The 22,861-nt window shown below is 70.3% G+C and carries 23 protein-coding genes; 20 read left to right on the top strand and 3 right to left on the bottom strand.

The window, feature by feature from the left end; genetic code table 11:
* The first annotated feature begins 36 nt into the window (after window positions 1-36).
* Both FFS15_RS16875 and metE read left to right on the top strand, forming a co-directional pair.
* The gene (locus tag FFS15_RS16875) at window positions 37-990 is read left to right on the top strand and encodes a methylenetetrahydrofolate reductase (RefSeq protein WP_137846212.1); all 954 of its coding nucleotides are present in this window, start codon (window positions 37-39) and stop codon (window positions 988-990) included.
* Entirely contained in the window at window positions 987-3,323 is a 2,337-nt protein-coding gene (gene metE / locus FFS15_RS16870) for a 5-methyltetrahydropteroyltriglutamate--homocysteine S-methyltransferase (protein ID WP_137846211.1), read from the top strand. The genes FFS15_RS16875 and metE overlap by 4 nt, the downstream gene beginning before the upstream one ends.
* A 1-nt stretch (window position 3,324) precedes the next feature.
* Here the strand turns inward: metE and FFS15_RS16865 are convergent, their stop codons facing one another.
* Both FFS15_RS16865 and lexA read right to left on the bottom strand, forming a co-directional pair.
* Window positions 3,325-4,791 carry a hypothetical protein gene (locus FFS15_RS16865; RefSeq protein ID WP_137846210.1) on the bottom strand — a complete coding sequence of 489 codons (1,467 nt, stop codon included), beginning with the start codon at window positions 4,789-4,791 and terminating at the stop codon, window positions 3,325-3,327.
* Between the two features lie 59 nt (window positions 4,792-4,850).
* The gene (gene lexA, locus FFS15_RS16860) at window positions 4,851-5,531 is read right to left on the bottom strand and encodes a transcriptional repressor LexA (RefSeq protein WP_171013251.1); all 681 of its coding nucleotides are present in this window, start codon (window positions 5,529-5,531) and stop codon (window positions 4,851-4,853) included.
* Between the two features lie 267 nt (window positions 5,532-5,798).
* Here lexA and FFS15_RS16855 point away from each other — a divergent pair, with 267 nt between their 5' ends.
* From FFS15_RS16855 to FFS15_RS16825, 7 genes are all read left to right on the top strand, one after another.
* Entirely contained in the window at window positions 5,799-6,182 is a 384-nt protein-coding gene (locus tag FFS15_RS16855) for a LysM peptidoglycan-binding domain-containing protein (RefSeq protein ID WP_137846208.1), read from the top strand.
* A 76-nt stretch (window positions 6,183-6,258) separates the two neighbouring features.
* Window positions 6,259-7,344, top strand: a complete 1,086-nt coding sequence (locus FFS15_RS16850) for a histidinol-phosphate transaminase (protein WP_137846207.1) — start codon at window positions 6,259-6,261, stop codon at window positions 7,342-7,344.
* Window positions 7,341-7,961, top strand: coding sequence for an imidazoleglycerol-phosphate dehydratase HisB (gene hisB, locus FFS15_RS16845; RefSeq protein WP_137846206.1), 621 nt, complete (start codon window positions 7,341-7,343; stop codon window positions 7,959-7,961). Before FFS15_RS16850 ends, hisB begins: the two co-directional genes overlap by 4 nt.
* Window positions 7,958-8,623, top strand: coding sequence for an imidazole glycerol phosphate synthase subunit HisH (hisH, locus tag FFS15_RS16840; protein WP_137846205.1), 666 nt, complete (start codon window positions 7,958-7,960; stop codon window positions 8,621-8,623). The genes hisB and hisH overlap by 4 nt, the downstream gene beginning before the upstream one ends.
* A 55-nt stretch (window positions 8,624-8,678) precedes the next feature.
* The gene (priA, locus tag FFS15_RS16835; protein ID WP_137846204.1) at window positions 8,679-9,425 is read left to right on the top strand and encodes a bifunctional 1-(5-phosphoribosyl)-5-((5-phosphoribosylamino)methylideneamino)imidazole-4-carboxamide isomerase/phosphoribosylanthranilate isomerase PriA; all 747 of its coding nucleotides are present in this window, start codon (window positions 8,679-8,681) and stop codon (window positions 9,423-9,425) included.
* Window positions 9,409-10,206, top strand: a complete 798-nt coding sequence (locus FFS15_RS16830; protein WP_137846203.1) for an SseB family protein — start codon at window positions 9,409-9,411, stop codon at window positions 10,204-10,206. The genes priA and FFS15_RS16830 overlap by 17 nt, the downstream gene beginning before the upstream one ends.
* A 67-nt stretch (window positions 10,207-10,273) precedes the next feature.
* A complete protein-coding gene (locus tag FFS15_RS16825; protein ID WP_137846202.1) occupies window positions 10,274-11,668 on the top strand; it encodes an aminotransferase class V-fold PLP-dependent enzyme in 1,395 nt (464 codons plus the stop codon).
* On the opposite strand, the gene FFS15_RS16820 is transcribed toward FFS15_RS16825, so the two are convergent.
* A complete protein-coding gene (locus FFS15_RS16820) occupies window positions 11,665-12,036 on the bottom strand; it encodes a DUF1844 domain-containing protein (RefSeq protein ID WP_137846233.1) in 372 nt (123 codons plus the stop codon). The two genes, FFS15_RS16825 and FFS15_RS16820, sit on opposite strands and share 4 nt — an antisense overlap.
* A 310-nt stretch (window positions 12,037-12,346) precedes the next feature.
* Between FFS15_RS16820 and infC the strand changes: the two genes are divergently transcribed.
* From infC to FFS15_RS16765, 11 genes are all read left to right on the top strand, one after another.
* Window positions 12,347-12,985 carry a translation initiation factor IF-3 gene (gene infC / locus FFS15_RS16815; RefSeq protein WP_212743182.1) on the top strand — a complete coding sequence of 213 codons (639 nt, stop codon included), beginning with the start codon at window positions 12,347-12,349 and terminating at the stop codon, window positions 12,983-12,985.
* A 72-nt stretch (window positions 12,986-13,057) separates the two neighbouring features.
* Window positions 13,058-13,252 (top strand): 50S ribosomal protein L35, encoded by a 195-nt coding sequence (gene rpmI / locus FFS15_RS16810; protein WP_137846201.1) that lies wholly within the window; start codon window positions 13,058-13,060, stop codon window positions 13,250-13,252.
* 30 nt (window positions 13,253-13,282) lie between these two features.
* The gene (gene rplT, locus FFS15_RS16805; protein WP_137846200.1) at window positions 13,283-13,666 is read left to right on the top strand and encodes a 50S ribosomal protein L20; all 384 of its coding nucleotides are present in this window, start codon (window positions 13,283-13,285) and stop codon (window positions 13,664-13,666) included.
* Window positions 13,667-13,735: 69 nt separating this feature from the next.
* Window positions 13,736-14,542, top strand: coding sequence for an RNA methyltransferase (locus FFS15_RS16800; RefSeq protein WP_137846199.1), 807 nt, complete (start codon window positions 13,736-13,738; stop codon window positions 14,540-14,542).
* 82 nt (window positions 14,543-14,624) lie between these two features.
* Complete coding sequence (locus tag FFS15_RS16795; RefSeq protein ID WP_249354171.1) at window positions 14,625-15,422, top strand: amino acid ABC transporter ATP-binding protein; 798 nt, start codon at window positions 14,625-14,627, stop codon at window positions 15,420-15,422.
* 81 nt (window positions 15,423-15,503) lie between these two features.
* Window positions 15,504-16,370 carry a glutamate ABC transporter substrate-binding protein gene (locus FFS15_RS16790; protein ID WP_137846198.1) on the top strand — a complete coding sequence of 289 codons (867 nt, stop codon included), beginning with the start codon at window positions 15,504-15,506 and terminating at the stop codon, window positions 16,368-16,370.
* Between the two features lie 72 nt (window positions 16,371-16,442).
* A complete protein-coding gene (locus FFS15_RS16785; protein WP_137846197.1) occupies window positions 16,443-17,090 on the top strand; it encodes an amino acid ABC transporter permease in 648 nt (215 codons plus the stop codon).
* Window positions 17,087-18,037, top strand: coding sequence for an ABC transporter permease subunit (locus tag FFS15_RS16780; protein WP_137846196.1), 951 nt, complete (start codon window positions 17,087-17,089; stop codon window positions 18,035-18,037). The genes FFS15_RS16785 and FFS15_RS16780 overlap by 4 nt, the downstream gene beginning before the upstream one ends.
* 66 nt (window positions 18,038-18,103) lie before the next feature.
* On the top strand, window positions 18,104-19,153 hold the full coding sequence (gene pheS / locus FFS15_RS16775; RefSeq protein WP_137846195.1) for a phenylalanine--tRNA ligase subunit alpha: 1,050 nt from the start codon (window positions 18,104-18,106) through the stop codon (window positions 19,151-19,153).
* Window positions 19,153-21,681: a phenylalanine--tRNA ligase subunit beta gene (gene pheT / locus FFS15_RS16770; protein WP_137846194.1), complete on the top strand. Its 2,529-nt coding sequence runs from the start codon at window positions 19,153-19,155 to the stop codon at window positions 21,679-21,681. The genes pheS and pheT overlap by 1 nt, the downstream gene beginning before the upstream one ends.
* Before the next feature lie 163 nt (window positions 21,682-21,844).
* Window positions 21,845-22,822 (top strand): NAD-dependent epimerase/dehydratase family protein, encoded by a 978-nt coding sequence (locus FFS15_RS16765; protein WP_137846193.1) that lies wholly within the window; start codon window positions 21,845-21,847, stop codon window positions 22,820-22,822.
* Window positions 22,823-22,861: the final 39 nt, after the last annotated feature.

Below are 22,861 nucleotides of genomic sequence, written 5' to 3'. Positions count from 1 at the left end.
TCCGGCCTCCGCCCCTCCCCAGATTCGAGCAGCACGATGTCCATCGACCTCACCGCGCCGCCGGTGCCGTTCTCGTTCGAGGTGTATCCGCCTCGCTCCGACGCGGGCATGCTGGCGCTGCACGAGACCATCCGCCACCTGGCGGCCGTCTCCCCGCGCTTCATCTCCGTGACCTTCGGCGCGGGGGGATCGACCGGCGGGCGCTCACTCGATCTGCTCCGACACATCCTCGCCGAGACGCACATCGCGCCACTCGCCCACCTGACGTGCGTCGGCAGCACGTATGCCGCGGCGACCGCTCTCATCCGCGAATTCCTGGATGCCGGGATCACGAGCTTCCTCGCGTTGCGGGGCGACCCGCCGGCCGGCGCCGCCGAGGGCGAGCCGTTCCTCGGCGACCTCGAGAGCGCCGCCCAGCTCGTCCAGCTGATCGATCGCGTGCAGGCCGAGCGTGCCCCGTACGGGGAGGCTCAGTTCCCCGGCATCCCGGGAGCGGTCCGCGTCGCGCGTCGGCCCACGGTCGACATCGCCGTCGCCGCTTTCCCCAACGGCCACCCGCGGTCGCGGCATCCGAACGAGCACATCGATGCGCTCCTCGCGAAGCAGGCGGCGGGCGCGACCATGGCCATCACACAGCTGTTCTTCCACGCCGACGACTATCTGGCGTTCGTCGAGCGCTCGCGCGCGGCGGGGGTCAGCATCCCGATCCTGCCGGGGATCATGCCGATCACCTCGCCTTCGCGGCTGCGGCGCGTGCTCGAGCTCAGCGGCGAGGAGCAGCCCGCCGAGCTCGCCATCGCGCTCGAGGTCGAGCCGACACCCGAAGGTCAGCGTGCGATCGGGATCGAGCACGCGGCCGGGCTCATCCGCGAGGTCGTCGACGGCGGCGCGCCCGGCGTGCACCTCTACGCGTTCAACAACCACGACACGGTGCTCGCGGCCCTCCGCGACGCCGGCATCATCACCACATCGAAGGAGCACATCCGATGACCGACCCTCGCCCCGCCTTCCCCCGTGGCACGATCCTCGGCTACCCGCGCATCGGTCGGCGCCGCGAGCTCAAGCGCGCCGTCGAGTCGCGCTGGTCCGGCGCCACCGACGCCGCAGCCCTCGAGGCGACGGCCGCCGACCTGCGCCGCGCGACGCGCACGCGCCTGGCCGAACTCGGCCTCGGCCGGGACGACTCGTCGATCCCCGAGTCGTTCTCGTTCTACGACCAGGTGCTCGACGCCGCGCTCGCCGTGGGCGCCCTTCCCGAGCGCTTCGCCGCGCTCCGCGGCGAGGACGGCTCGATCGGCCTCGATGCGTACTTCACGGCCGCGCGCGGCGAAGGCGAGAGCGCGCCGCTGGAGATGACGAAGTGGTTCGACACGAACTACCACTACCTCGTGCCCGAGATCGGCCCCGAGACCGCGTTCGCGCTCTCGCACGACCGCTTCGCGCGCCAGGTCGCCGAGGCGAAGGCCGAGGGATTCACGGTGCGGCCCGTCGTGGTCGGCCCGGTCACGCTCCTCGCGCTCGCCAAGGCGACGGATGCCGCACCCGACGGATTCGACCCGCTGAGCCGCCTGGACGACCTCCTGCCCGTGTACGCCGAGCTTCTCGCGTCGCTGGCCGCTGCCGGAGCCGACTGGGTGCAGCTCGACGAGCCGGCGCTCGTGAGCGAGAGCCTGCCCGTGACGCCCGAGGCACTCGCCGCTGCTGCCGAGCGCGCCTACGAGGTTCTCGGCACGGCAGTCGACCGGCCTGCGATCCTCGTCGCGTCGGGGTACGCGCAGCTGTCGCCCGAGGCATGGACCGCGCTCGCCGCGGCGCCCGTCGAGGCGATCGCGATCGACCTGACTCGCGGGTCCCAGCCCGCGCCCGCGCCGGGTCTGGCGGGCAAGACGCTCGTCGCGGGCGTCATCGACGGCCGCAACATCTGGCGCGGCGATCTCGCCGGGGCCTGGGCGAAGCTCGACGCGCTGACCGCCCTGGGTGCGGCATCCGTCTCCGCCGGAACCTCGACCTCGCTTCAGCACGTGCCCCACGACGTCGCCGACGAGACCGCGCTCGACCCGCGACTGGCGTCGTGGCTCGCCTTCGCCGATCAGAAGACCGTGCAGGTGACGGCGCTCGCTCGCGGGCTCGCCGAGGGGCGTCCGGCGATCGATGCCGAGGTCGCCGAGGCGGCGGCAGCCCTCGCCGACCGTCGCAGCGCACCGGGCGTCAGCGACGGCGCGGTGCGCTCGCGCGCCCTCGCGCTCACGGCGGCCGACTACGACCGCGGTGACTACGCCGACCGGGTCGCTGCCCAGGACGAGGCGCTCGGGCTGCCGGTGCTGCCGACCACCACGATCGGGTCGTTCCCGCAGACCGGCGACATCCGCCGCGCGCGTGCGCGGCACGGCCGGGGCGAGGTCTCGACCGACGAGTACGAGGAGTTCCTCCGCGAAGAGATCGCCCGCGTCGTGACGCTGCAGGAGGACCTCGGACTCGACGTGCTCGTGCACGGCGAGGCGGAGCGCAACGACATGGTGCAGTATTTCGCCGAGAACCTCGACGGGTTCGCGGTGACACAGCACGGCTGGGTGCAGTCGTACGGGTCGCGCGCGACGCGCCCCTCGATCCTGTGGGGCGACGTGTCTCGCCCGGCGCCGATGACGGTCGCGTGGTCGGCGTTCGCGCAGTCGCTCACCGACAAGCCCATGAAGGGCATGCTCACGGGGCCGGTGACCATCCTCGCGTGGTCGTTCGTACGCGACGACCAGCCGCTCGGCGAGACGGCCGATCAGGTTGCTCTCGCCCTGCGCGACGAGATCGCCGACCTCGAGGCCGCCGGAATCGGCGTCATCCAGGTCGACGAGCCGGCGCTGCGGGAGCTCCTGCCGCTCAAGCGCGCCGATCAGCCGGCGTACCTCGAGTGGTCGGTGGGCTCGTTCCGCCTCGCGACGGCCGGTGCAGCCCCGGCGACCCAGGTGCACACCCACCTCTGCTACTCCGAGTTCGACGTCGTGATCGACGCGATCGCAGCGCTCGACGCCGACGTGACCTCGATCGAGGCCGCGCGCAGTCGCGGCGAGGTGATCGGCGACATCGCGACATCGGGCTTCGCACATGGCGTCGGCCCGGGCGTCTACGACATCCACTCGCCGCGCGTGCCCGCCGTCGACGAGATCGCCGAGCTGCTCGACCGCGCGGTCTCCGAGCTGCCGCTGCGCCAAGTGTGGGTCAACCCCGACTGCGGCCTGAAGACACGCGGCTACGACGAGACCGTCGAGTCGCTGCGCAACCTCATCGACGCGACGCGGTCGATCAGGGAGAAGGTGGGCGCTCCCGCCTGATTCAGCGCGAGGAATCCTCCGACGTGGATGCCGCGGCCTTCGAGGTCGCGGCATCCGCCGTCTCGAGAGGCTCGATCACGAGGGTGTCGCCGTCGCCGACGGTCTCGCCCTGCGCATCCTCGACGACGACGGGTTCGATGACCGTCGCTTCGACGACCTCGTCGTCGCGCCGCTGGAGCAGTTCGAGGATCCAGGCGACGGCGAAGGCCACCAGCACGACGAGGATGATGTCGCCGATCGACAGCGGTCGCAGCGCGAAGAGCCACAGCACCGCGAGCACGGCGATGACCGTGCGCACCAGGATCTTCTGGCGCGCGAGCCAGGTGCCGAATCCGCCCGTGTCGAGGCCGCGGCCGGCGAGGTTGCGCCGCGCGGTGGCGTTGAGGCTGCGGACCGAGCCTCGCAGACCCGTTGCTGTCCGCGAGCGGCCCATCGCCCAGCCGAGGACGGCGATGAAGACGCCGAACAGGGCGAGCACCGTGGCGGTCTGCGCCATCGCGCCGACCATCTGGTCGTAGATGACGCCGAGTCCGTCGGGCGACAGGTCGAGGTCGCCCGCGACGATGCCGACGACGCCGGCGCCGACGCCGAATCCGAGCGCCAGCGATCCCGCGCCGATCGCGAAGCCGACGCCGGTCCCCACGATGGCGGTGCTGCGGCGGCGGGCGATGAGGATGCCGAGGCCGAAGAGCCCCAGGGTGATCACCGGCAGCCAGAATCCGACGGCCGAGGCGACGGCGTATCCGGTGCGGAGCATCGCGAGGTTGTCGCCTTCGCCGAGGATCACGACCTTGTCGATCGTCGGGATCAGCTGCGCGATGCCGACGCCGTTGTCGACGAGGTTCGTCTTGACCCGCTCGACGATCGCGCCGAGCTGGATGCCGACGCCGTCATCCGTGCGCACGACGAGGCCGCCGCCGTCCGAGGTCGCGGCGACGGTGAGCGCGCGGTGGGCGGCGCGGGTGGCGGTGGCCCACACGTCGACGAAGGCCTCGGACTCGACCACGCGCGTGACCGCGTTGGTCGTGAGGCTGGTCAGGCCGTTCGCAGCGGGCGCCTGCAGGAGCATGAGTGCGTCCTCGGCCCGGGGCGGCAGGCCGAGGCCTGCAATGCCCTCGAAGACGTTCGCGGTGATCTCATCGAAGTCGACCTGCGTGGTGATGGCCTGCATCGTCTCGTCGATGATCATGTCCTGGACCGCGGGATCGGCGGCCAGCGGCGCGAGGGTGGCGACGAACGCCTCCTCGTCGACGAGCTGAACGCGGGCCCACGCCGTCACGATCGAGATCGGAACGAGGATCGTGGCGATCACGATGATGAGCGCCGACACGAGCGCGCGCCACCAGGGGCCGTCGGGGCGGTCCTTCGCCGACTTCGGCTCGGCCGCAGCGAGCCGGGCGTTCTCGGCCTCGAGTGCGCGAATGCGCTCAGTCAGATCTTCGGTCACAGTGGCGTCGGCGTCCGTCATGGCGCCATTCTGTCGGATGCCGACACGGCGCGCACCGATTTGGCGATTCGGATCGCCGATCAGACCGCGCGCAACACCGCGACGACCTTGCCGAGCACGACCGCATCGTCCCCGAGGATCGGCTCGAAGGCGGAGTTGCGGGGGAGCAGCCAGGTGTGGCCGTCGCGCTGGCGGAAGGTCTTCACCGTCGCCTCGTCGTCGAGCATCGCCGCGACGATGTCGCCGTTCTCGGCCGTCGGCTGCGTACGAACGACGACCCAGTCGCCGTCGCAGATCGCGGCGTCGATCATCGACTCGCCCGCCACCTTCAGCATGAACAGGTCCCCTTTGCCGACGAGCTGACGGGGGAGCGGGAAGATCTCCTCGACCTGCTGCTCGGCGGTGATCGGCACGCCGGCGGCGATCCGGCCGACCAGCGGCACGAGCGCGGCATCGCCGACGCTGGGGGCCGTGTCAGCCGGATTCTCGGTCGCGGTGCCTGGCAGGTCGATGAGCACTTCCATCGCGCGGGTCTTGCCGGCGTCGCGCCGCAGGTAGCCGCTCAATTCGAGCTGGTTGAGCTGGTGCGTCACGCTCGAGAGCGACTTGAGGCCGACGGCATCCCCGATCTCGCGCATGCTCGGCGGATAACCGTGCCGCGCGATGGAGCGCTGGATCACCTCGAGGATCGCCATCTGCTTGTCGCTGAGGCTCTTCCGGCGTCTGGTCTGGGGCTTCTCGCGCCCGCTCGACTCGCTCATGTGCGGCTCCTGTCTGCGTGTGGCCCTCATCTGCGAGGGAGCGGTCTTCGAATGTCGGAGGTCGGTGATGTGGTTCTCGTATCGAAACCGTATCCGGATGCGGCGCACCGCGTGAGCAAATCGCTCGCGTGTCGCGTTCGAATACACGGGTTCGAATCACCTGCTTGACAGCATATAGAATCGAAGATAGCTTCGGAAGAGAGGTTCGTATCCGCCGTTCCCGGCCGAACGGCGGATGCGAATCTCTCCCCACCAGAGGAGGGTCCCATGACTGCGATCGGCATCACGTCTCCGGCACTGACCACACCGCGGGCGGCGGCTGCGCACGTCACGCGGCTGCGTCTGACGGTTCGCGGTCGGCGCGTGCTCGCTGCGCTGGCAGCGCTGCCGGCGGTCATCGCACTGAGTCTGGCGATGATCAGCGGCGGGTCCGCCCTCGCGTCCCGTGACGGGGGAGTCGCTGAGGAGTCCTTCACGAGCGTCACGGTCGGTGCGGGTGACTCGCTGTGGTCGATCGCGGAAGAGGTCGCGCCCGCAGCCGACCCGCGCGACGTCGTGGACGCCATCGTCCGTCTCAATGGCCTCGACGGTGGCGCGATTCTCGCCGGACAGCGTCTCGCCATCCCCGCGGAGTACGCTCCCGCGCCCTGAGCGGTTCTGAGGGACGACCACCGCGACACCGCACGACGAGGGATCGCACCGCGGCCGCGCCTCTACGATGGGTGGGATGAGCGCTGGCCTCGACGACCTCCCCCTTCGCGACGATCTCCGCGGCATGAAGCCGTATGGCGCACCGCAGGCACCACTGCCGGTCGCCCTGAACGTCAACGAGAACACGCACCCGGTTCCGAGCGAGGTCGCCGACGACATTCTCGACTCGATCGCAGTCGCACTGCGCGAGGTCAACCGCTATCCCGACCGCGAGTTCACGGCGCTTCGCGAGGGATTCGCCGGATACCTCGGTCACGGCCTCACGAGCGACCAGATCTGGGCTGCGAACGGCTCGAACGAGGTGCTCCAGCACGTCCTGCAGGCATTCGCGGGCCCGGGACGCACCGCGTTCGGCTTCGCCCCGACCTACTCGATGTACCCGCTTCTCTCCCGTAGCACGGGGGCTTCGTGGGTCGCCGGCGAACGCGAGTCGGACTACACGATCAGTGCCGAGAGCGCGGCGGCGCAGGTCGCCGAAGCGTCGCCCGACGTGGTCTTCCTGTGCGCGCCGAACAACCCGACCGGCACCCCGCTGCGCCTCGACGTCATCGAGGCCGTCTACGAGGCATCGCGCGGCGTGGTCGTCGTCGACGAGGCGTATCAGGAGTTCGCGCCGCGCGAGGAGCGCTCTGCGCTGACGCTGCTTCCGGGTCGGGAGCGCCTTGTGGTGTCGCGTACCATGAGCAAGGCGTTCGCGTTCGCCGGTGCGCGTGTCGGCTACCTCGCCGCGGATCCGGCCGTGATCGATGCGCTCCGTCTCGTGCGTCTGCCCTACCACCTGAGCGCGCTGACTCAGGCGGCGGCGACCGCGGCGCTGCGCCACGCGCCGACGATGCTCGGAATGGTCGACGAGATCGTCGCACAGCGCGACCGCATCTCGGCGACCCTCGAGGCGCTCGGGTACGACCCGCACGAGTCCTGGACGAACTTCGTGCTCTTCGGGGGCGTCGATGATCCTGCGGCGACCTGGCAGGCGCTGTACGACGAGGGCGTGCTGATCCGCGATGTCGGCATCCCTCATCACCTGCGTGTGACTGCCGGAACCGAAGCCGAGACGACCGCGTTCCTCGACGCACTCGCGTCGATAGACTCGGCCTCATGACCGCCGAACGATCCGAGCCCGGCCGCACCGCCTCTCTCCGGCGCACCACGAGCGAGTCCACCGTCGAGTTGGAGCTCGACCTCGACGGCACCGGCCGCAGCCGAATCGACACCACGGTCCCCTTCTTCGACCACATGCTCACCGCGTTCGCGAAGCACTCGCTCACCGACCTCACGGTGCGCGCCTCCGGCGACACCGACATCGACGCGCACCACACCGTCGAAGACATCTCGATCGTGCTCGGCCAGGCGATCCGCGAGGCGCTCGGCGACAAGTCCGGCATCTCGCGGTACGGCGATGCTCTCGTCCCGCTCGATGAGGCGCTCGCTCAGGCGGTCGTCGACATCAGCGGGCGCCCGTACCTCGTGCACGAGGGTGAACCCGCCGGCTTCGAGCATCACCTGATCGGCGGGCACTTCACCGGCTCGCTCGTGCGTCACACCTTCGAGGCGATCTCGTTCAACGCCGCGCTCACCGTGCACGTGCGCGTGATCTCGGGTCGCGACCCGCACCACATCGCCGAGGCCGAGTACAAGGCGTTCGCGCGCGCGTTCCGCCAGGCGAAGTCCCTCGACCCCCTCGTCGAGGGGATCCCGAGCACCAAGGGCGCGCTGTGAGCTCGAGCTCCGGCGGTTCCCGGCCGGTCGTGGCCGTCCTCGACTACGGCTCGGGCAACGTCCACTCCGCGGTGAAGGCGCTCGATGCGGCCGGTGCGGATGCGCGATTGACCAGCGACCGAGCGCTCGTCCTGGAAGCCGAGGGCCTCGTCGTTCCCGGAGTCGGCGCGTATCAGGCCGTCATGGCGGCCCTGCGGTCGAGCCGCGGTGATGAGCTGATCGGCCGGCGCCTCGCGGGCGGGCGCCCCGTTCTCGGCATCTGCGTCGGCATGCAGGTGCTCTTCGAGCGAGGCGTGGAGCGCGGCGTCGACACCGAAGGGCTCGGGGAGTGGCCCGGTGTCGTCACCGAGCTCGAGGCCCCGGTGCTGCCGCACATGGGCTGGAACACCGTCGAGCCGGGCGAGGGTTCGCGACTCTTCCGCGGCATCGAGCACGAGCGCTTCTACTTCGTTCACTCGTTCGGCGCGCGGCAGTGGCTGCTCGACGTGCAGCCGCCGTTCCCGCAGCCGGTGCTGACGTGGTGCGACTACGGCGAGCCGTTCCTCGCGGCAGTCGAGAACGGTCCGCTGTCGGCGACCCAGTTCCACCCCGAGAAATCGGGGGAAGCCGGCATCCGACTCCTCGCGAATTGGATCGACGGGCTCAGCAGGGCTACCCTCTGAACTCGTGCCGTCTGCGGAAGTGCAACTCTTCCGAGACCTTCCCGCACGAGGAGCCATGAACGATTTCGCGTCTACGCCCGAACTGATCCTGCTGCCCGCCGTCGACGTCGCCGACGGCAAGGCTGTGCGCCTGACACAGGGGGAGGCGGGCACCGAGACGAACTACGGCGACCCCGTCGACGCCGCGCTCGACTTCGCGCGCCAGGGCGCGCAGTGGATCCACCTCGTCGACCTCGATGCGGCCTTCGGCCGGGGCAGCAACACGAACGTGCTCCGCAAGGTCATCCGGCAGGTCAAGGGCGTGCAGGTCGAGGTCTCGGGCGGCATCCGCGACGACCGCTCGCTCGAGGCGGCCCTCGAGAGCGGAGCCGCCCGCATCAACCTCGGCACCGCGGCGCTCGAGAACCCTGAGTGGGCAGCCGATGTGATCGGCCGCTACGGCGACGTCATCGCCGTCGGCCTCGACGTCCGCGGCACGACGCTCGCCGCCCGCGGCTGGACCCGCGAGGGTGGTGACCTCTGGACGGTGCTCGACCGCCTCGAGTCGGCCGGCTGCAGCCGCTACGTCGTCACCGACGTCACCAAGGACGGCACGCTCCAGGGACCGAACGTCGAACTCCTCCGCGAGATGACCTCGCGCACTCCGAAGCCGATCGTCGCCTCGGGCGGCGTGTCGAGCCTCGACGACATCGTGGCGCTGCGCGACCTCGTGCCCCTCGGCGTCGAAGGCGTGATCGTCGGCAAGGCCCTCTACGCGGGCGCGTTCACGCTCGCCGAGGCGCTGGATGTCGCCGGACACTGATCCGCACGCGCACGGCGACTCCGCCGGCGTCCCCTGGGAGGGGCGGAGCTTTCACGCGAACCCGCACTCCGGTGATGACGGCTCGGCCGATCCGGCGCTGCTGGCCGCACTGACGGCCTTCCGCGACGGGTCGGGGAGTCAGGCCGACGTCGTCGCGGCGTACCGGCCGGCGCGCCTGCTGATCCCGCTCATCGCCGCCCTCGGTGAGGATCCCGACTCGACGGAGCCGGCGATCGGCGAGCACGGGCTCGCCGTCGACAAGACGCAGGAACTGTCGATCGTGACGGTCGCTTCTCCCGACGGGAGACGAGTGCTTCCGGTCTTCACCTCGGTGGGCGCGATGCGAACGTGGGATCCCGTCGCCCGTCCGGTGCCCGCCGACGGCGCCCGCACGGCGGTTGCGGCATCCGCCGACGACACCGACCTCATCGTCATCGACCCGGGCTCGCCGACCGAGTTCGTCATCCGCCGCCCCGCGGTGTGGGCGCTCGCGCAGGGTCACACGTGGGAGCCGAGCTTCGCTTCGCCCGAGGTGTTCGCGGGACTTCAGGCGAGCATCGGCGGCGAGTTGGCCGTCATCGACCTCTCGGTCGAGCCGGGCGACCCTGACGCGCGGCTCCGCGGACCCGAGCTCGTCGTGCGGCTGCACCTCATTCACGGCCTCGCCCAGGAGGAGTTGGATGCCGTGCTCCAGCGGCTCGCGAAGCGCTGGTCCGCCGATGACCGCATCGCGGTGCTCGTGGACTCGCTGACCGTCAAGCTCATTCGCGCGGCCGAGTAGTCCGCACCCGGAGTGCCCTTGCGGCCGACCGCGTACCGGCGGAAGATCGGCACCCGGAGGTGACGCGATGGACCGCAGCGCGACGAAAGACCAGTACCGGCAGGCGCTCGAGGTCGCGCACCGGCACGCCCTGAGCTGGCTCGACACCGTCGACGAGCGTCCGATCCGGCCGGAGGCGGATGTCGACGGCATCCTCGATTCACTCGTTCGCACTCTGCCCGCCCAAGGCGCCCACCCCGCCGCGGTCGTCGAAGAGCTCGCCGACGCGGCGCTGCCGGGCCTCATGGCGATCGGGTCGTCCCGCTTCTACGGATTCGTCATGGGCGGCGCGTATCCCGCAGCCATCGCGGCGGACTGGCTCGTCTCGGCGTGGGACCAGAACACCGGGTCGCGCCAGCCGACGCCGGCGACCGCGGCTGTCGAGGAGGTCGCCGCCGCCTGGCTTCTCGAACTCCTCGGGCTTCCTGCGGAGAGCGGTGTCGGATTCGTGACCGGTGCGACGAGTGCGAACATGGCGTGCCTGGTCGTCGCGCGCGACGCGGTGGTGCGTGCGCGCGGCTTCGATCCATCGGCCGGCATCCAGCAGGCTCCGCCGATCACCTTCCTCGCAGGCGATGCCGTGCACACCTCGGTCGTGCTCGCCGGTCGGCTGGCGGGTCTCGGCGTGCCGCGGACGGTGGGAGCGGATGCCGAGGGTCGCATCGACGTCGGCGGCCTCGAACGCGCTCTCGCCGATAGCTCCGGCCCGGTGATCGTCGCACTGCAGGCCGGCGACGTGCACTCGGGCGCCTTCGACGACTTCGCTGCGGCGGTCGCAGTTGCCCGCGCTGCCGGCGCATGGGTGCACGTCGACGGCGCGTTCGGGCTGTGGGCGGCGGCGAGTCCGCACCTGCGCCACCTCACCGCCGGACTCGAAGACGCCGACTCGTGGGCGACCGACGCCCACAAGACGCTCAATGTGCCGTACGACTGCGGCGTGGCGATCGTGCGCGACGAAGCCGCGATGACCGCGTCGCTCGGCGCGCACGCGGCCTACCTGCCCGCCGTCGCGAGCATCTCGGATCCGTACGACCGCGCACCCGAGCTCTCGCGGCGCGCACGCGGGGTGCCGGTGTGGGCGGCGCTGCGCTCACTCGGGCGCGACGGCGTGGTGGCGCTGGTCGACGGGCTTGCGGAAGCCGCGACCGGTCTCGCCGACGGGTTCCGCGCGATTCCGGGGCTCGAAGTGCTCAACGACGTCGTGTTCACGCAGGTGTGCCTCGCGGCTCGTGACGACGACACGACGGCGGCGCTGGGGGAGTGGCTGCGCGCGGAGGGCACCGTCTGGGCGTCGTCGTCGCGGTGGCAGGGTCGTACCGTGGTGCGATTCGCCGTGAGCAATCACGGCACGGACGCCGAGGCGGTCGCGCGGACGGTGGATGCCGTGCGCCGCGGCGCTGCCGCGCTCGACCTGCGGGCCTAGGTGACCGGGCCGGTCCACTTCTCGCCGGGACCCTTGCCGATCGGGTCGGGGATGACGGATGCCTCGCGGAAGGCGAGCTGAAGCGAGCGGAGTCCGTCGCGGAGCGACCGCGCGTGCATGTCGCTGATCTCGGGGGCGCCGGCGGTGATGAGCCCGGCGAGGGCGTTGATGAGCTTGCGCGCCTCGTCGAGGTCGGTCTGGGTCGCCGGGTCGTCGGCGAGGCCGACCTTGACGGCTGCGGCGCTCATGAGGTGCACGGCGGTGGTGGTGATGACCTCGACCGCGCCGACGTCGGCGATGTCGCGCGTCGCCGAGGATGCGGCCCGCTCCTGCTCCTCCCAGCGCGCCTCGCGCTCGGCATCCCGCACCGCCTCCGCGCTCGTCGTGCCGTCGTCGGTGCCTCGAATCGTGTCCACGCCGCTCTCTCTGCTAGACTCATGCGGGCTCCGGTGCGTTCTGCACCGGACCGAAAGAGGATCACATCCCACCCGCGCTTGCCGCTCCAGGCTACCGGGTCAAGCACTCCGCCCCGTTCGCTGCGCGTCCGGGGTCGTTCCGCAGGTCGGAATCCGGGTGCGAAGAGCCGGCGCTCGTGCGCCTGCCGGGTGGAATGAGAACCTCTTCCACCCGCGATGCACCCTGTGTCGCGGTGAGAACACCCGCACGAAGGAGCTCCGCATCAGCGATCCCCGCACCAACGACCGCATCCGCGTCCCCGAGGTCCGCCTCGTCGGACCCGCGGGTGAGCAGGTCGGCGTCGTCCGCATCGAGGTGGCACTGCGCCTGGCCCAGGAGGCCGACCTCGATCTCGTCGAGGTGGCCCCGAACTCGAAGCCCCCCGTGGTGAAGATCATGGACTACGGCAAGTTCAAGTACGAGGCTGCGCAGAAGGCCAAGGAAGCGCGTCGCAATCAGGCGAACACCGTCCTCAAGGAGGTCCGGTTCCGTCTGAAGATCGAAGCACACGACTACATAACCAAGCTCAAGCGCGCCGAGGGCTTCCTGCAGGCAGGCGACAAGGTCAAGGCCATGATCCTGTTCCGAGGTCGCGAGCAGTCGCGTCCCGAGCAGGGCGTGCGTCTCCTCCGCAAGTTCGCGGAAGACGTGGCCGAGTTCGGAACCGTCGAATCGAACCCCACGATCGACGGCCGCAACATGGTCATGGTGGTCGCCCCGCACAAGAACAAGTCCGAGGTGAAGACCGAGCAGAACGCTCAGCGCGCCGCGAACAAGGAGGCGGCCCGATCCGCCCGCACCGGCACCGCCGGTGCCGAGGCGGCACCTGCCGCCGAGTCCGAGCCGGCACCCGCCGAGTAGGACCCCCACAGACTCCCGCACCGCGGGATCCCGACTCTCGCCCCGGCGAGATGTGAAACGAAGGAAGAAGAGATGCCGAAGCAGAAGACCCACTCGGGTGCCAAGAAGCGCTTCAAGGTCACCGGCAGCGGCAAGCTGATGAAGCAGCAGGCCGGCATGCGCCACAACCTCGAGGGCAAGTCGAGCCGTCGTACCCGCCGCCTCAACCAGGAGCAGGTCCTGGCCCCGGGTGACGCCAAGCAGGCCAAGAAGCTCCTCGGCCTCTGAGCGCCGACGCACGAATAGGAAACAGAAGAAATGGCTAGAGTCAAGCGGGCGGTAAACGCCCACAAGAAGCGTCGCGTCATCCTCGAGCGCGCGTCCGGCTACCGCGGACAGCGTTCGCGTCTGTACCGCAAGGCGAAGGAGCAGGTCACCCACTCGCTCGTCTACGCGTACCGCGACCGTCGCAAGCGCAAGGGCGACTTCCGCCGCCTGTGGATCCAGCGCATCAACGCTGCGAGCCGTCAGAACGGCCTCACGTACAACCGCCTCATCCAGGGCCTCGGCCTCGCGGGTGTGCAGGTCGACCGCCGTATGCTGGCCGACCTCGCGGTGAACGACGCGGCGACCTTCACCTCGCTCGTCGAGACCGCCAAGAAGGCGCTCCCCGAGAACGTCAACGCTCCCAAGAGCGCGTAATCTCGGCATCCGTCGTCGAAAGGGCGTCCTCCTTCGGGAGGGCGCCCTTTCTGTCTCTACACTGAACGTGTGCTGGAGAATCCTCGCTCGCCGCGTGTGCGGGCCGTCGCCAAGCTGACCAAGCGCAGCGCGCGCCAGGAGACGGGGCTGTTCCTTCTCGAGGGTCCTCAGGCCGCGCGCGAGGCGCTGCGCTATCGCCCCGACACTCTCGTGGAGCTGTTCGCGACGCCGACCGCGATGGAGCGGCACGTCGACGTGAGCCAGGCGGCGGAGGATGCCGGCATCGAGGTGATCTTCACCACCGAGGCCGTGCTCGACGCGATGGCCGACACGGTGACTCCGCAGGGGATCGTCGCCGTCGCGCGGCAGTCGCCGACGTCGCTGCGCGATGTGTTCGCGGCATCCCCCCGTCTCATCGCGATCTGCGAGGAGGTGCGCGACCCCGGCAACCTCGGCACGATCATCCGGGCAGCGGATGCCGCGGGCGCCGATGCGGTCGTGCTCACCGGCCGCACCGTAGATCCCTACAACCCCAAGGTCGTGCGCGCGACGACCGGATCGCTCTTCCACCTGCCGGTCGCCGTGGGCGTCGACCTCGCCGCCGTCGTGGCGAAGGCCCACGCCGCGGGCGTGCAGGTGATCGCGGCGGATGTGGGCGGCAGCGACTTCCTCGCCGCGCGCGACGTGCTCGCGAGGCCGACCGCGTGGCTGTTCGGCAACGAGGCGCGCGGTCTCGAAGACGATGCGCTCGCGCTCGCCGACCTCGCCCTGCGTCTGCCGATCTACGGAGCGGCCGAGTCGCTCAATCTCGCCACTGCCGCGAGCGTCTGCCTGTACGAGACGGCCTTCGCGCAGCGCGCGGCGAGCCGCGCGTGACCCATTCCGGTCCTGTTACAAGTCGGTAAAGGTACGGTCAAGCCCCTGCGGCCCGGGCACAGCGGCCCCATAGGCTGACGTCATGGCGACTCCTGCTGCACCGACGCCCGCTCCTCGCACGTCGAACATCAACGTGCGGCGCGGTGAGCCCCTCGTCGTCGTCGAGAACGTCGACAAGCACTTCGGTGAGCTGCATGTGCTGAAGGACATCAACACGGTCGTCAACCGCGGCGAGGTCGTCGTGGTGATCGGCCCCTCCGGATCCGGCAAGTCCACGCTCTGCCGCGCGATCAACCGCCTCGAGACGATCGACTCCGGCGTGATCACGATCGACGGCGCGAAGCTCCCCGAAGAGGGTCGCGGCCTGGCGACCCTGCGCGCCGACGTCGGGATGGTCTTCCAGTCCTTCAACCTCTTCGCCCACAAGACGGTCCTCGAGAACGTCACGCTCGGCCCGATCAAGGTGCGAGGCATGAAGAAGAAGGATGCCGAGGCCAAGGCGATGCAGTTGCTCGACCGCGTCGGCGTCGCCAATCAGGCAACGAAGATGCCGAACCAGCTCTCAGGCGGTCAGCAGCAGCGCGTCGCGATCGCGCGGTCGCTCGCGATGGATCCGAAGGTGATCCTGATGGACGAGCCGACGAGCGCGCTCGACCCGGAGATGATCAACGAGGTGCTCGACGTCATGATCGGGCTCGCCGCCGACGGCATGACCATGATCGTCGTCACCCACGAGATGGGCTTCGCACGGAAGGCCGCCGATCGGGTGCTCTTCATGGCCGACGGCGCGATCGTGGAAGAGGCGACGCCCGAGCAGTTCTTCACGAACCCGCAGAGTGAGAGGGCGAAGGACTTCCTGTCGAAGATCCTCGACCACTGACCGAAGCTCCCGCCGTCCCCAGCGGCCGGGAAGGACAGGAGCTGTCACGAGCGGCTCCGATCACAGCAAAGGACGAGAGACATGAAGCGAACGAGAATCCCCTTGATCGCCCTGGCGGCAGCCAGCGCCCTCGCACTGTCGGCGTGCGCGAGCGGCGGCGGCGGCGACGAGAGCATGGCGCCCGAGCCCGAGGAGGTGTCCTTCGACGAGGGCACCACGATGGCCGCCCTCAACGAGGCCGGCACCATCACCATCGGCACGAAGTTCGACCAGCCGCTGTTCGGCCTGATGGGCCCCTCCGGTACGCCCGAGGGCTTCGACGTCGAGATCGGCAAGATCATCGCGTCCGAGCTCGGCATCGCCGAGGACGACATCGACTGGAAGGAATCGGTCTCGGCCAACCGCGAGCCGTTCATCCAGAACGGCGAGGTCGACATCGTCATCGCCACCTACACGATCAACGACACGCGCAAGGAGGTCGTCTCCTTCGCGGGGCCGTACTACATGGCGGGTCAGTCGATCCTCGTGCTCGCCGACAACGAGGACATCACGAGCGAGGACGACCTCGTCGGTCAGCCAGTCTGCTCCGTGACCGGTTCGACCCCGGCCGCCAAGCTCGAGGAGATCGGCGCAGAGCCGGTGCTCACCGACACCTACTCGAACTGCCTCGAGCCGCTGCGCAGCGGCGCCGTCGTGGCCGTCTCGACCGACAACGTCATCCTTGCCGGCCTCGCCGCGCAGAACGAGGGCGAGTTCAAGGTCGTCGGCGAGCCGTTCACGGAAGAGCCGTACGGCATCGGCCTCGAACTCGAGGACACCGAGTTCCGCAACTGGATCAACGACGTGCTGGAAGAGGCGTACGAGGACGGTCGCTACGAAGAGGCCTGGAACGCGACGGCCGGCACCGTGCTGCCGTTCATCGATCCGCCGGCACCCGACCGCTACTGATGCACGCGATGCCCCGGATCCGGTGACCGCCGGATCCGGGGCATCACCCCGACGGATGAGAGAGGAGGCGTCGTGGAGCAGTACCTGTCGTTGTGGCCGACGTTCCTGGAGGGCTTCCGGGTGACGCTGCTGCTGCTGGCCGTCTCGGGTGTCATGGCACTCGTGCTCGGCACCGTGATCGCGGCGATGCGGATCTCGCCCGTGGCGGCGCTCCGGACATTCGCGGCCTTCTGGACCGAGATCGCGCGCAACACCCCGCTCACCCTCGTCTTCATCTTCACGACGTTCGTGATGCCGATGCTCGGCGTCCGGATGCCGTTCATCATCCTCGCCTTCATCGCGCTGACGTATTACACGTCGCCCTTCGTGGCGGAGGCCCTCCGCTCCGGCATCAACGGCGTGCCCGTCGGGCAGGCCGAGGCAGCCCGCTCGATCGGGCTCGGCTTCGGGCAGACGGTGTCGCTCGTGGTGCTGCCGCAGGCGTTCCGCATGACCATCCCGCCCCTCATCAACGTCTTCATCGCGCTGACGAAGAACACCTCGGTGGCCGGAGGCTTCTTCGTGCTCGAACTGTTCGGCGTCACGCGCCAGCTCGCCAACGACAACGGCAACATGGTGATCCCGATCCTGCTGACCGCCGCCGGTCTGTACCTCGTCATCACCGTCCCGCTCGGCATCGCCGCCGGGGCGCTCGAGCGGAAGTACGTGGTGAAGCGATGACCGGCGCGAGTGTGCTGTTCGACGCCCCCGGACCCCGGGCGCGCAGGGTCTCGCTGATCGCGTCGATCATCGCCGGTGTCGTGATCCTCGCGGGCATCGCCTGGGTGATCATGACACTGGCGGCGCCGCGCGAGTCCGGCGGGATCACCCTGCCGGGCATGTTCGACCCGAGCCGCTGGAACATCTTCACCGACCCCGAGGTGTGGGGCGCGATCGGCCGCGGCGTCGTCGCGACGCTGCAGGCTGCGGCCGTCGCCGCAGTCGGTGCGATCCTCCTCGGCATCGCGTTCTCGCTGCTGCGCAGCTCGCTGATCGCATGGGTGCGCGTGCCGACGGCATGGCTGCTCGAATTCCTCCGCGGCATGCCCGTGCTGCTGATGATGCTCTTCATCCTGCTGGTGGCATCGACCGGGGCCTTCTGGGCCGTGGTCATCGCGCTCGTGCTGTACAACGGCGCGCTCATCGGCGAGGCCCTGCGAGCCGGGCTGGCCTCGCTCCCGCGCGGACAGCGGGAAGCTGCGCTGTCGGTCGGCATGCGCGAGTTCCAATCGAAGATGCTGGTGGAGTTCCCGCAGGCGTTCCGCCAGATGCTGCCGATCATCGTCGCGCAGCTCGTCGTGCTGCTGAAGGACACGTCGCTCGGATTCATCGTCGGCTACAACGAGATCATCCGCACCAACATCAACAACCTCGGCTCGTTCTACGGCAACCGGTACCTGTTCTCGCTGTTCGTGGTGACCCTCGTCATCTATCTCGCGATCAACCTCACCCTGTCGTGGTTCGCGCGCTGGCTCTCACGCCGCACGGCTTCGGGCTACGGCGGCGGCAAGGGTCGCGGCAAGGTCACCGATCCGACGAACCCGGCGGCACTCCTCGAGGCAGAGGCCGTGGCCGACCGCATCGCAGCGAGCAGGGGACTCGGCAAGTACGACGGCCACGGCCAGTAGGCGCGGCGGGGCGTCAGGTCTCTGCGCGGCGGGTGCGGCATCCGCTCGTCGGTAGACTCGTCTCTCGTGTCCGACGCTCCTGAGAACCCCGACATCAGCCCCGAGGCGGTGGATGCCGCCGTCGACGCAGCGCTCGCCGCCATCGCCGCGGCCGGCGACACCGCCGCGCTGAAGGCCGCCCGGTCCGCCCACACCGCCGAGGGATCGGCGCTGGCGCGCCTGAACGCCCGCATGCGCGACGTCGCTCCGGCCGACAAGGCCGCGTTCGGCAAGCTCGTGGGTCAGGCTCGCGGGCGGGTGAACCAGGCGCTCGCGGCGCGCGAGGAAGAGCTCGCCGCGGCCGAGACCGCTGCGAAGCTCGAGGCCGAGCGCATCGACATCACAGCGGTCGCGCCCCGCGGGCGCGTCGGCGCGCGGCATCCGATCTCGCTTCTCCAGGAGGAGATCGCGCAGATCTTCGTCGGGATGGGATGGGAGATCGCCGAGGGGCCCGAGCTCGAGCACGAGTGGTACAACTTCGACGCCCTGAACTTCGACGAAGACCACCCGGCGCGCCAGATGCAGGACACGTTCTTCATCGAGCCTGTCGACCGCCACCTCGTCATGCGCACGCACACGAGCCCCGTCCAGGTGCGCTCGATGCTCGAGCGCGAGGTGCCGCTCTACGTGCTGTGCCCGGGGCGGGCCTATCGCACCGACGAATTCGACGCGACCCACCTGCCGGCCTTCACGCAGTTCGAGGGCATCGTCGTCGACAAGGGCATCACGATGGCCCATCTCAAGGGCACGCTCGACCACGCCGCGAAGGTGCTGTTCGGCCCCGAGGCCAAGACGCGATTCCGCGCCAACTACTTCCCCTTCACCGAGCCGTCGGCCGAGCTCGACCTGTGGCACCCGACCTTCGCGGGCGGGGCGCGCTGGATCGAGTGGGGCGGCTGCGGAATGATCAACCCGAACGTGCTGCGCGCGGCCGGGATCGACCCCGAGGAGTACTCGGGCTTCGCCTTCGGCATGGGCGTGGAGCGGACGCTGATGTTCCGCAGCGACGTGCAGGACATGCGCGACATGGCCGAGGGCGATGTGCGCTTCAGCGAGCAGTTCGGAATGGTGGTCTGATGCGCGTCCCGCTGTCGTGGTTGCGTGAATTCGTCGATGTGCCGGCGGATGCCGCACCCGAAGACGTCCTGGCGGCGCTCGTGCGCGTCGGGTTCGAGGAGGAGGACGTCTTCCGCTTCGAGCTGCAGGGCCCCATCGTCGTCGGCGAGGTCGTCGACTTCGTCGAAGAGCCCCAGTCCAACGGCAAGACGATCCGCTGGTGCCAGGTGCGTGTCGCGCCCGGGTCCGAGGTTGCCGCCGACGGTGGCCCAGCCGTGCACGGGGTCGTCTGCGGCGCCCGCAACTTCTTCGTCGGCGACAAGGTCGTGGTGACGCTTCCGGGAGCCGTGCTCCCCGGCCCGTTCCCGATCGCGGCGCGGAAGACCTACGGCCACGTGTCCGACGGAATGATCGCCTCGGCGAAGGAACTCGGCCTCGGCGACGAGCACTCCGGCATCCTTCGCCTCGTCGAACTCGGCATCGACGCACCCGTCGGCACCGACGCCATCGCGCTCCTCGGTCTCGACGACGTCGCGGTCGACATCAACGTGACGCCCGACCGCGGCTACGCGCTGTCGATCCGCGGCGTCGCGCGCGAGTACTCGCACGCCACGGGCGCCGCGTTCCGCGACCCCGCGCTGCGCACCACCGACGACCTCGAGCCCGGCAGCGGATTCGCGGTGGCCGTCGACGACGTCGCGCCGATCCGAGGACGCGTCGGCGCCAGCGAGTTCGTCGCGCGTGTCGTGCGCGACGTGGACCCCACCAAGCCGACGCCGGCGTGGATGGTCGCGCGCCTCACGCTCGCCGGCATCCGCTCGCTCGGCATCCTCATCGACATCACCAACTACGTGATGATCGAACTCGGCCAGCCGATCCACGGCTACGACCTCGACAAGCTCACCGGCGGCATCACCGTGCGCCGCGCGACGCCGGGGGAGAGCATCGAGACGCTCGACGGCAAGGTGCGGGCGCTGCACGTCGAGGATCTGCTGATCACCGACGAGTCCGGCCCCATCGGCCTCGCCGGCGTCATGGGCGGCGGCACGACCGAGATGAGCGGCACGACGCGGAACGTCCTCATCGAGGCCGCGACCTTCGACACCGTCTCGATCGCGCGCACCGCGCGACGCCACAAGCTGCCCTCCGAGGCGTCGCGGCGCTTCGAGCGCGGCGTCGACCCCGGGATCCCGTTCGTCGCGGCGCTGCGCGTGGCCGAGCTCATGGTCGAATACGCGGGCGGAACGCTCGACCGGGGCTTCGGCGGGGCGCTCTTCGCCGAGATCTCCACCGACGCGATCCTGCTTCCGGGCGGCTTCACCGACGGACTGATCGGCGTCGACTACACGGCCGTCGAGATCGTCGCCGCGCTCGAGACGATCGGGTGCGAGGTCGCCGAGGCCGTCGGCGGCTGGGCGGTGCTGCCGCCGTCGTGGCGCCCCGACCTCACCGACAAGTGGACGCTCGCCGAAGAAGTCGCCCGCATCGAGGGCTACGACCGCATCCCCTCGGTGCTGCCGCTGCCGCCGTCGGGTCGCGGGCTCACCGTGGCCCAGCAGGGCCGGCGCCGCGTGGGCAACGCGCTCGCCGCGGCCGGCTTCGTCGAGACGCCGTCGTTCCCGTTCACGACCGAAGAGGCCAACGACCTCCACGGCTCGGCGTCGGGCGAGCACCTGCCGAGCGTGAAGCTCGCCAACCCGCTCGACGGCCAGGCGCCGTTCCTGCGCCGCTCGCTGATCCCGGGACTGCTGCAGATCGCGCACCGCAACGTCTCGCGCGGGTTCACCGACCTCGCGCTGTTCGAGACCGGCGCCGTCTTCCTGCCCGCGGCGGGCGTCGTGTACGGCACGGCGAGCGTCCCGCCGGGCGCCGTTCGGCCGGATGCCGCGACTCTGGCGGCCCTCGATGCGTCGATCCCGCCGCAGCACCGGCACGTCGCGGTGCTGCTCGCCGGGAACAGCGTCCCGAAACAGCCCGGTCAGGCGGCTGTCGCGGCCGACCTCGCCGACGCTCTCGGAGCGGTCCGGACGATCGCCGCCGCGGCCGGAGTATCGATCGACGTCGTCCAGGCCGAGCGCGCAGCGCTGCATCCCGGACGCACCGGCACGCTCTCGGTCGCGGGCACCGAGGTCGGCTACGTCGGCGAGGTGCTGCCGGCGGTGGCCGCGGCATCCGATCTTCCGGGTCGCGTCATCGTGGCCGAGCTCGATCTCGACCTCGTGATCTCACTCGCGGGCGGCAACGTGGTGGCCGAGACGCTGTCGGGCTATCCGGCGGCGACGCAGGACGTATCGCTCGTCGTCGCCGCCGATGTGCCGGCGGCCGAGGTGCGCGCGGCCCTCGTCTCGGGTGCGGGGGAGCTGCTCGAGTCGCTGCGGCTGGTCGACGACTATCGCGGTCAGGGGCTGCCCGACGGCACCAAGAGCCTGACCTTCGCACTGCGCTTCCGCGCCGACGACCGCACGCTCACGGCCGCGGAAGCGACCGGGGCGAAGCTCGCCGGAGTGGCCGTCGCCGCCGAGCGCTTCGGCGCGACGATCCGGGAGTAGCCCGCCGGGATTAGGGCGCGTTCGGTGCACGGCGCGCCGGACGGGTCGGCGTGTCGTGCGCGTACGGCGCCCCGAACCCCGGGTCAGGCCGGCGCCTCCACCTTGGTTGCGCCGACGGCGGAATCGGATGCCGCGACGCGACGCATCTGGTGGAATCTCCGCCATGACGGATGTGCTGATCCTGGGCGGAACGGGCTGGCTGAGCGGACGCATCGCGCGCGCGTGGCTCGACGCGGGAGCATCGGTGACCTGTGTCGCCCGCGGCGGGCGCCCGGGTCCTGTCGGTGCCGAGCTGGTCATCGCCGATCGCGACGACACAGGCGCACTAGATCCGCTCGCGTCGCGAGACTGGGACGAAGTCGTCGACATCTCGTCGCGCCCCGCGCACGTCGTGTCGGCCGTCGGCGCACTGGCCGGCGCGGCGCGGCACTGGACCTACCTCTCGAGCCTGTCGGTCTACGCGCGCTCGGATGAGATCGGCCCCGACGAGTCGGCTGAGCTGCTCATCCCGACGGCTCCGGGCGACGAGCCCGACTACGGCCGCGACAAGGTCGCGTGTGAGGAAGCCGTCCGTGCGGCGCTGGGGGATCGCGCCGCAATCGTCCGTCCCGGGCTCATCGTCGGCCCGGGCGACCCGACCGACCGCTTCGGCTATTGGGTGTCGCGCTTCGCGCTCGCTGGGGAAGGTCCGGTGTTGGTTCCGGATGCCGACGCCCGTCTCGCCGAGGTCATCGACGTCGACGATCTCGTGGACTTCGTCGTCGCGGCAGCCCAGCGCGGATGGATGGGAACCGCAAACGCGATCGGCGACGTGATCCCACTCCAAGACGTGCTCGACCTCGCCCGCGAGGCAGCCGGGCACACCGGCGCGACAGTGGTGGCCGCCGACGACTGGCTGGTCGAGCATGAAGTCGCCCACTGGGCGGGGCCGCGTTCGCTGCCGCTGTGGCTCCCGGCCGACATGCCGGGGTTCATGACGCACCGCAACGACCGGTTCCGCGCGGCCGGCGGCGTGCTGCGACCCTTGCGCGAGACGCTCGAGCGCACTCTCTCCGACGAGCGCGAGCGCGGCCTCGACCGCGACCGCCGCGCCGGCCTCTCACGTGAGGACGAACTGGCTCTCATCGCCGAGCTCACCTGACCTCGGCATCCGCCCCCTTTCCGGTTCGGGGCGCGATCC

This window comes from Microbacterium sp. 2FI (assembly GCF_005502885.1).
Classification (GTDB): Bacteria; Actinomycetota; Actinomycetes; order Actinomycetales; family Microbacteriaceae; genus Microbacterium.
The sequence above is the reverse complement of the archived record's forward strand: the minus strand, read 5'-3'. Positions and strand labels throughout refer to the sequence as shown.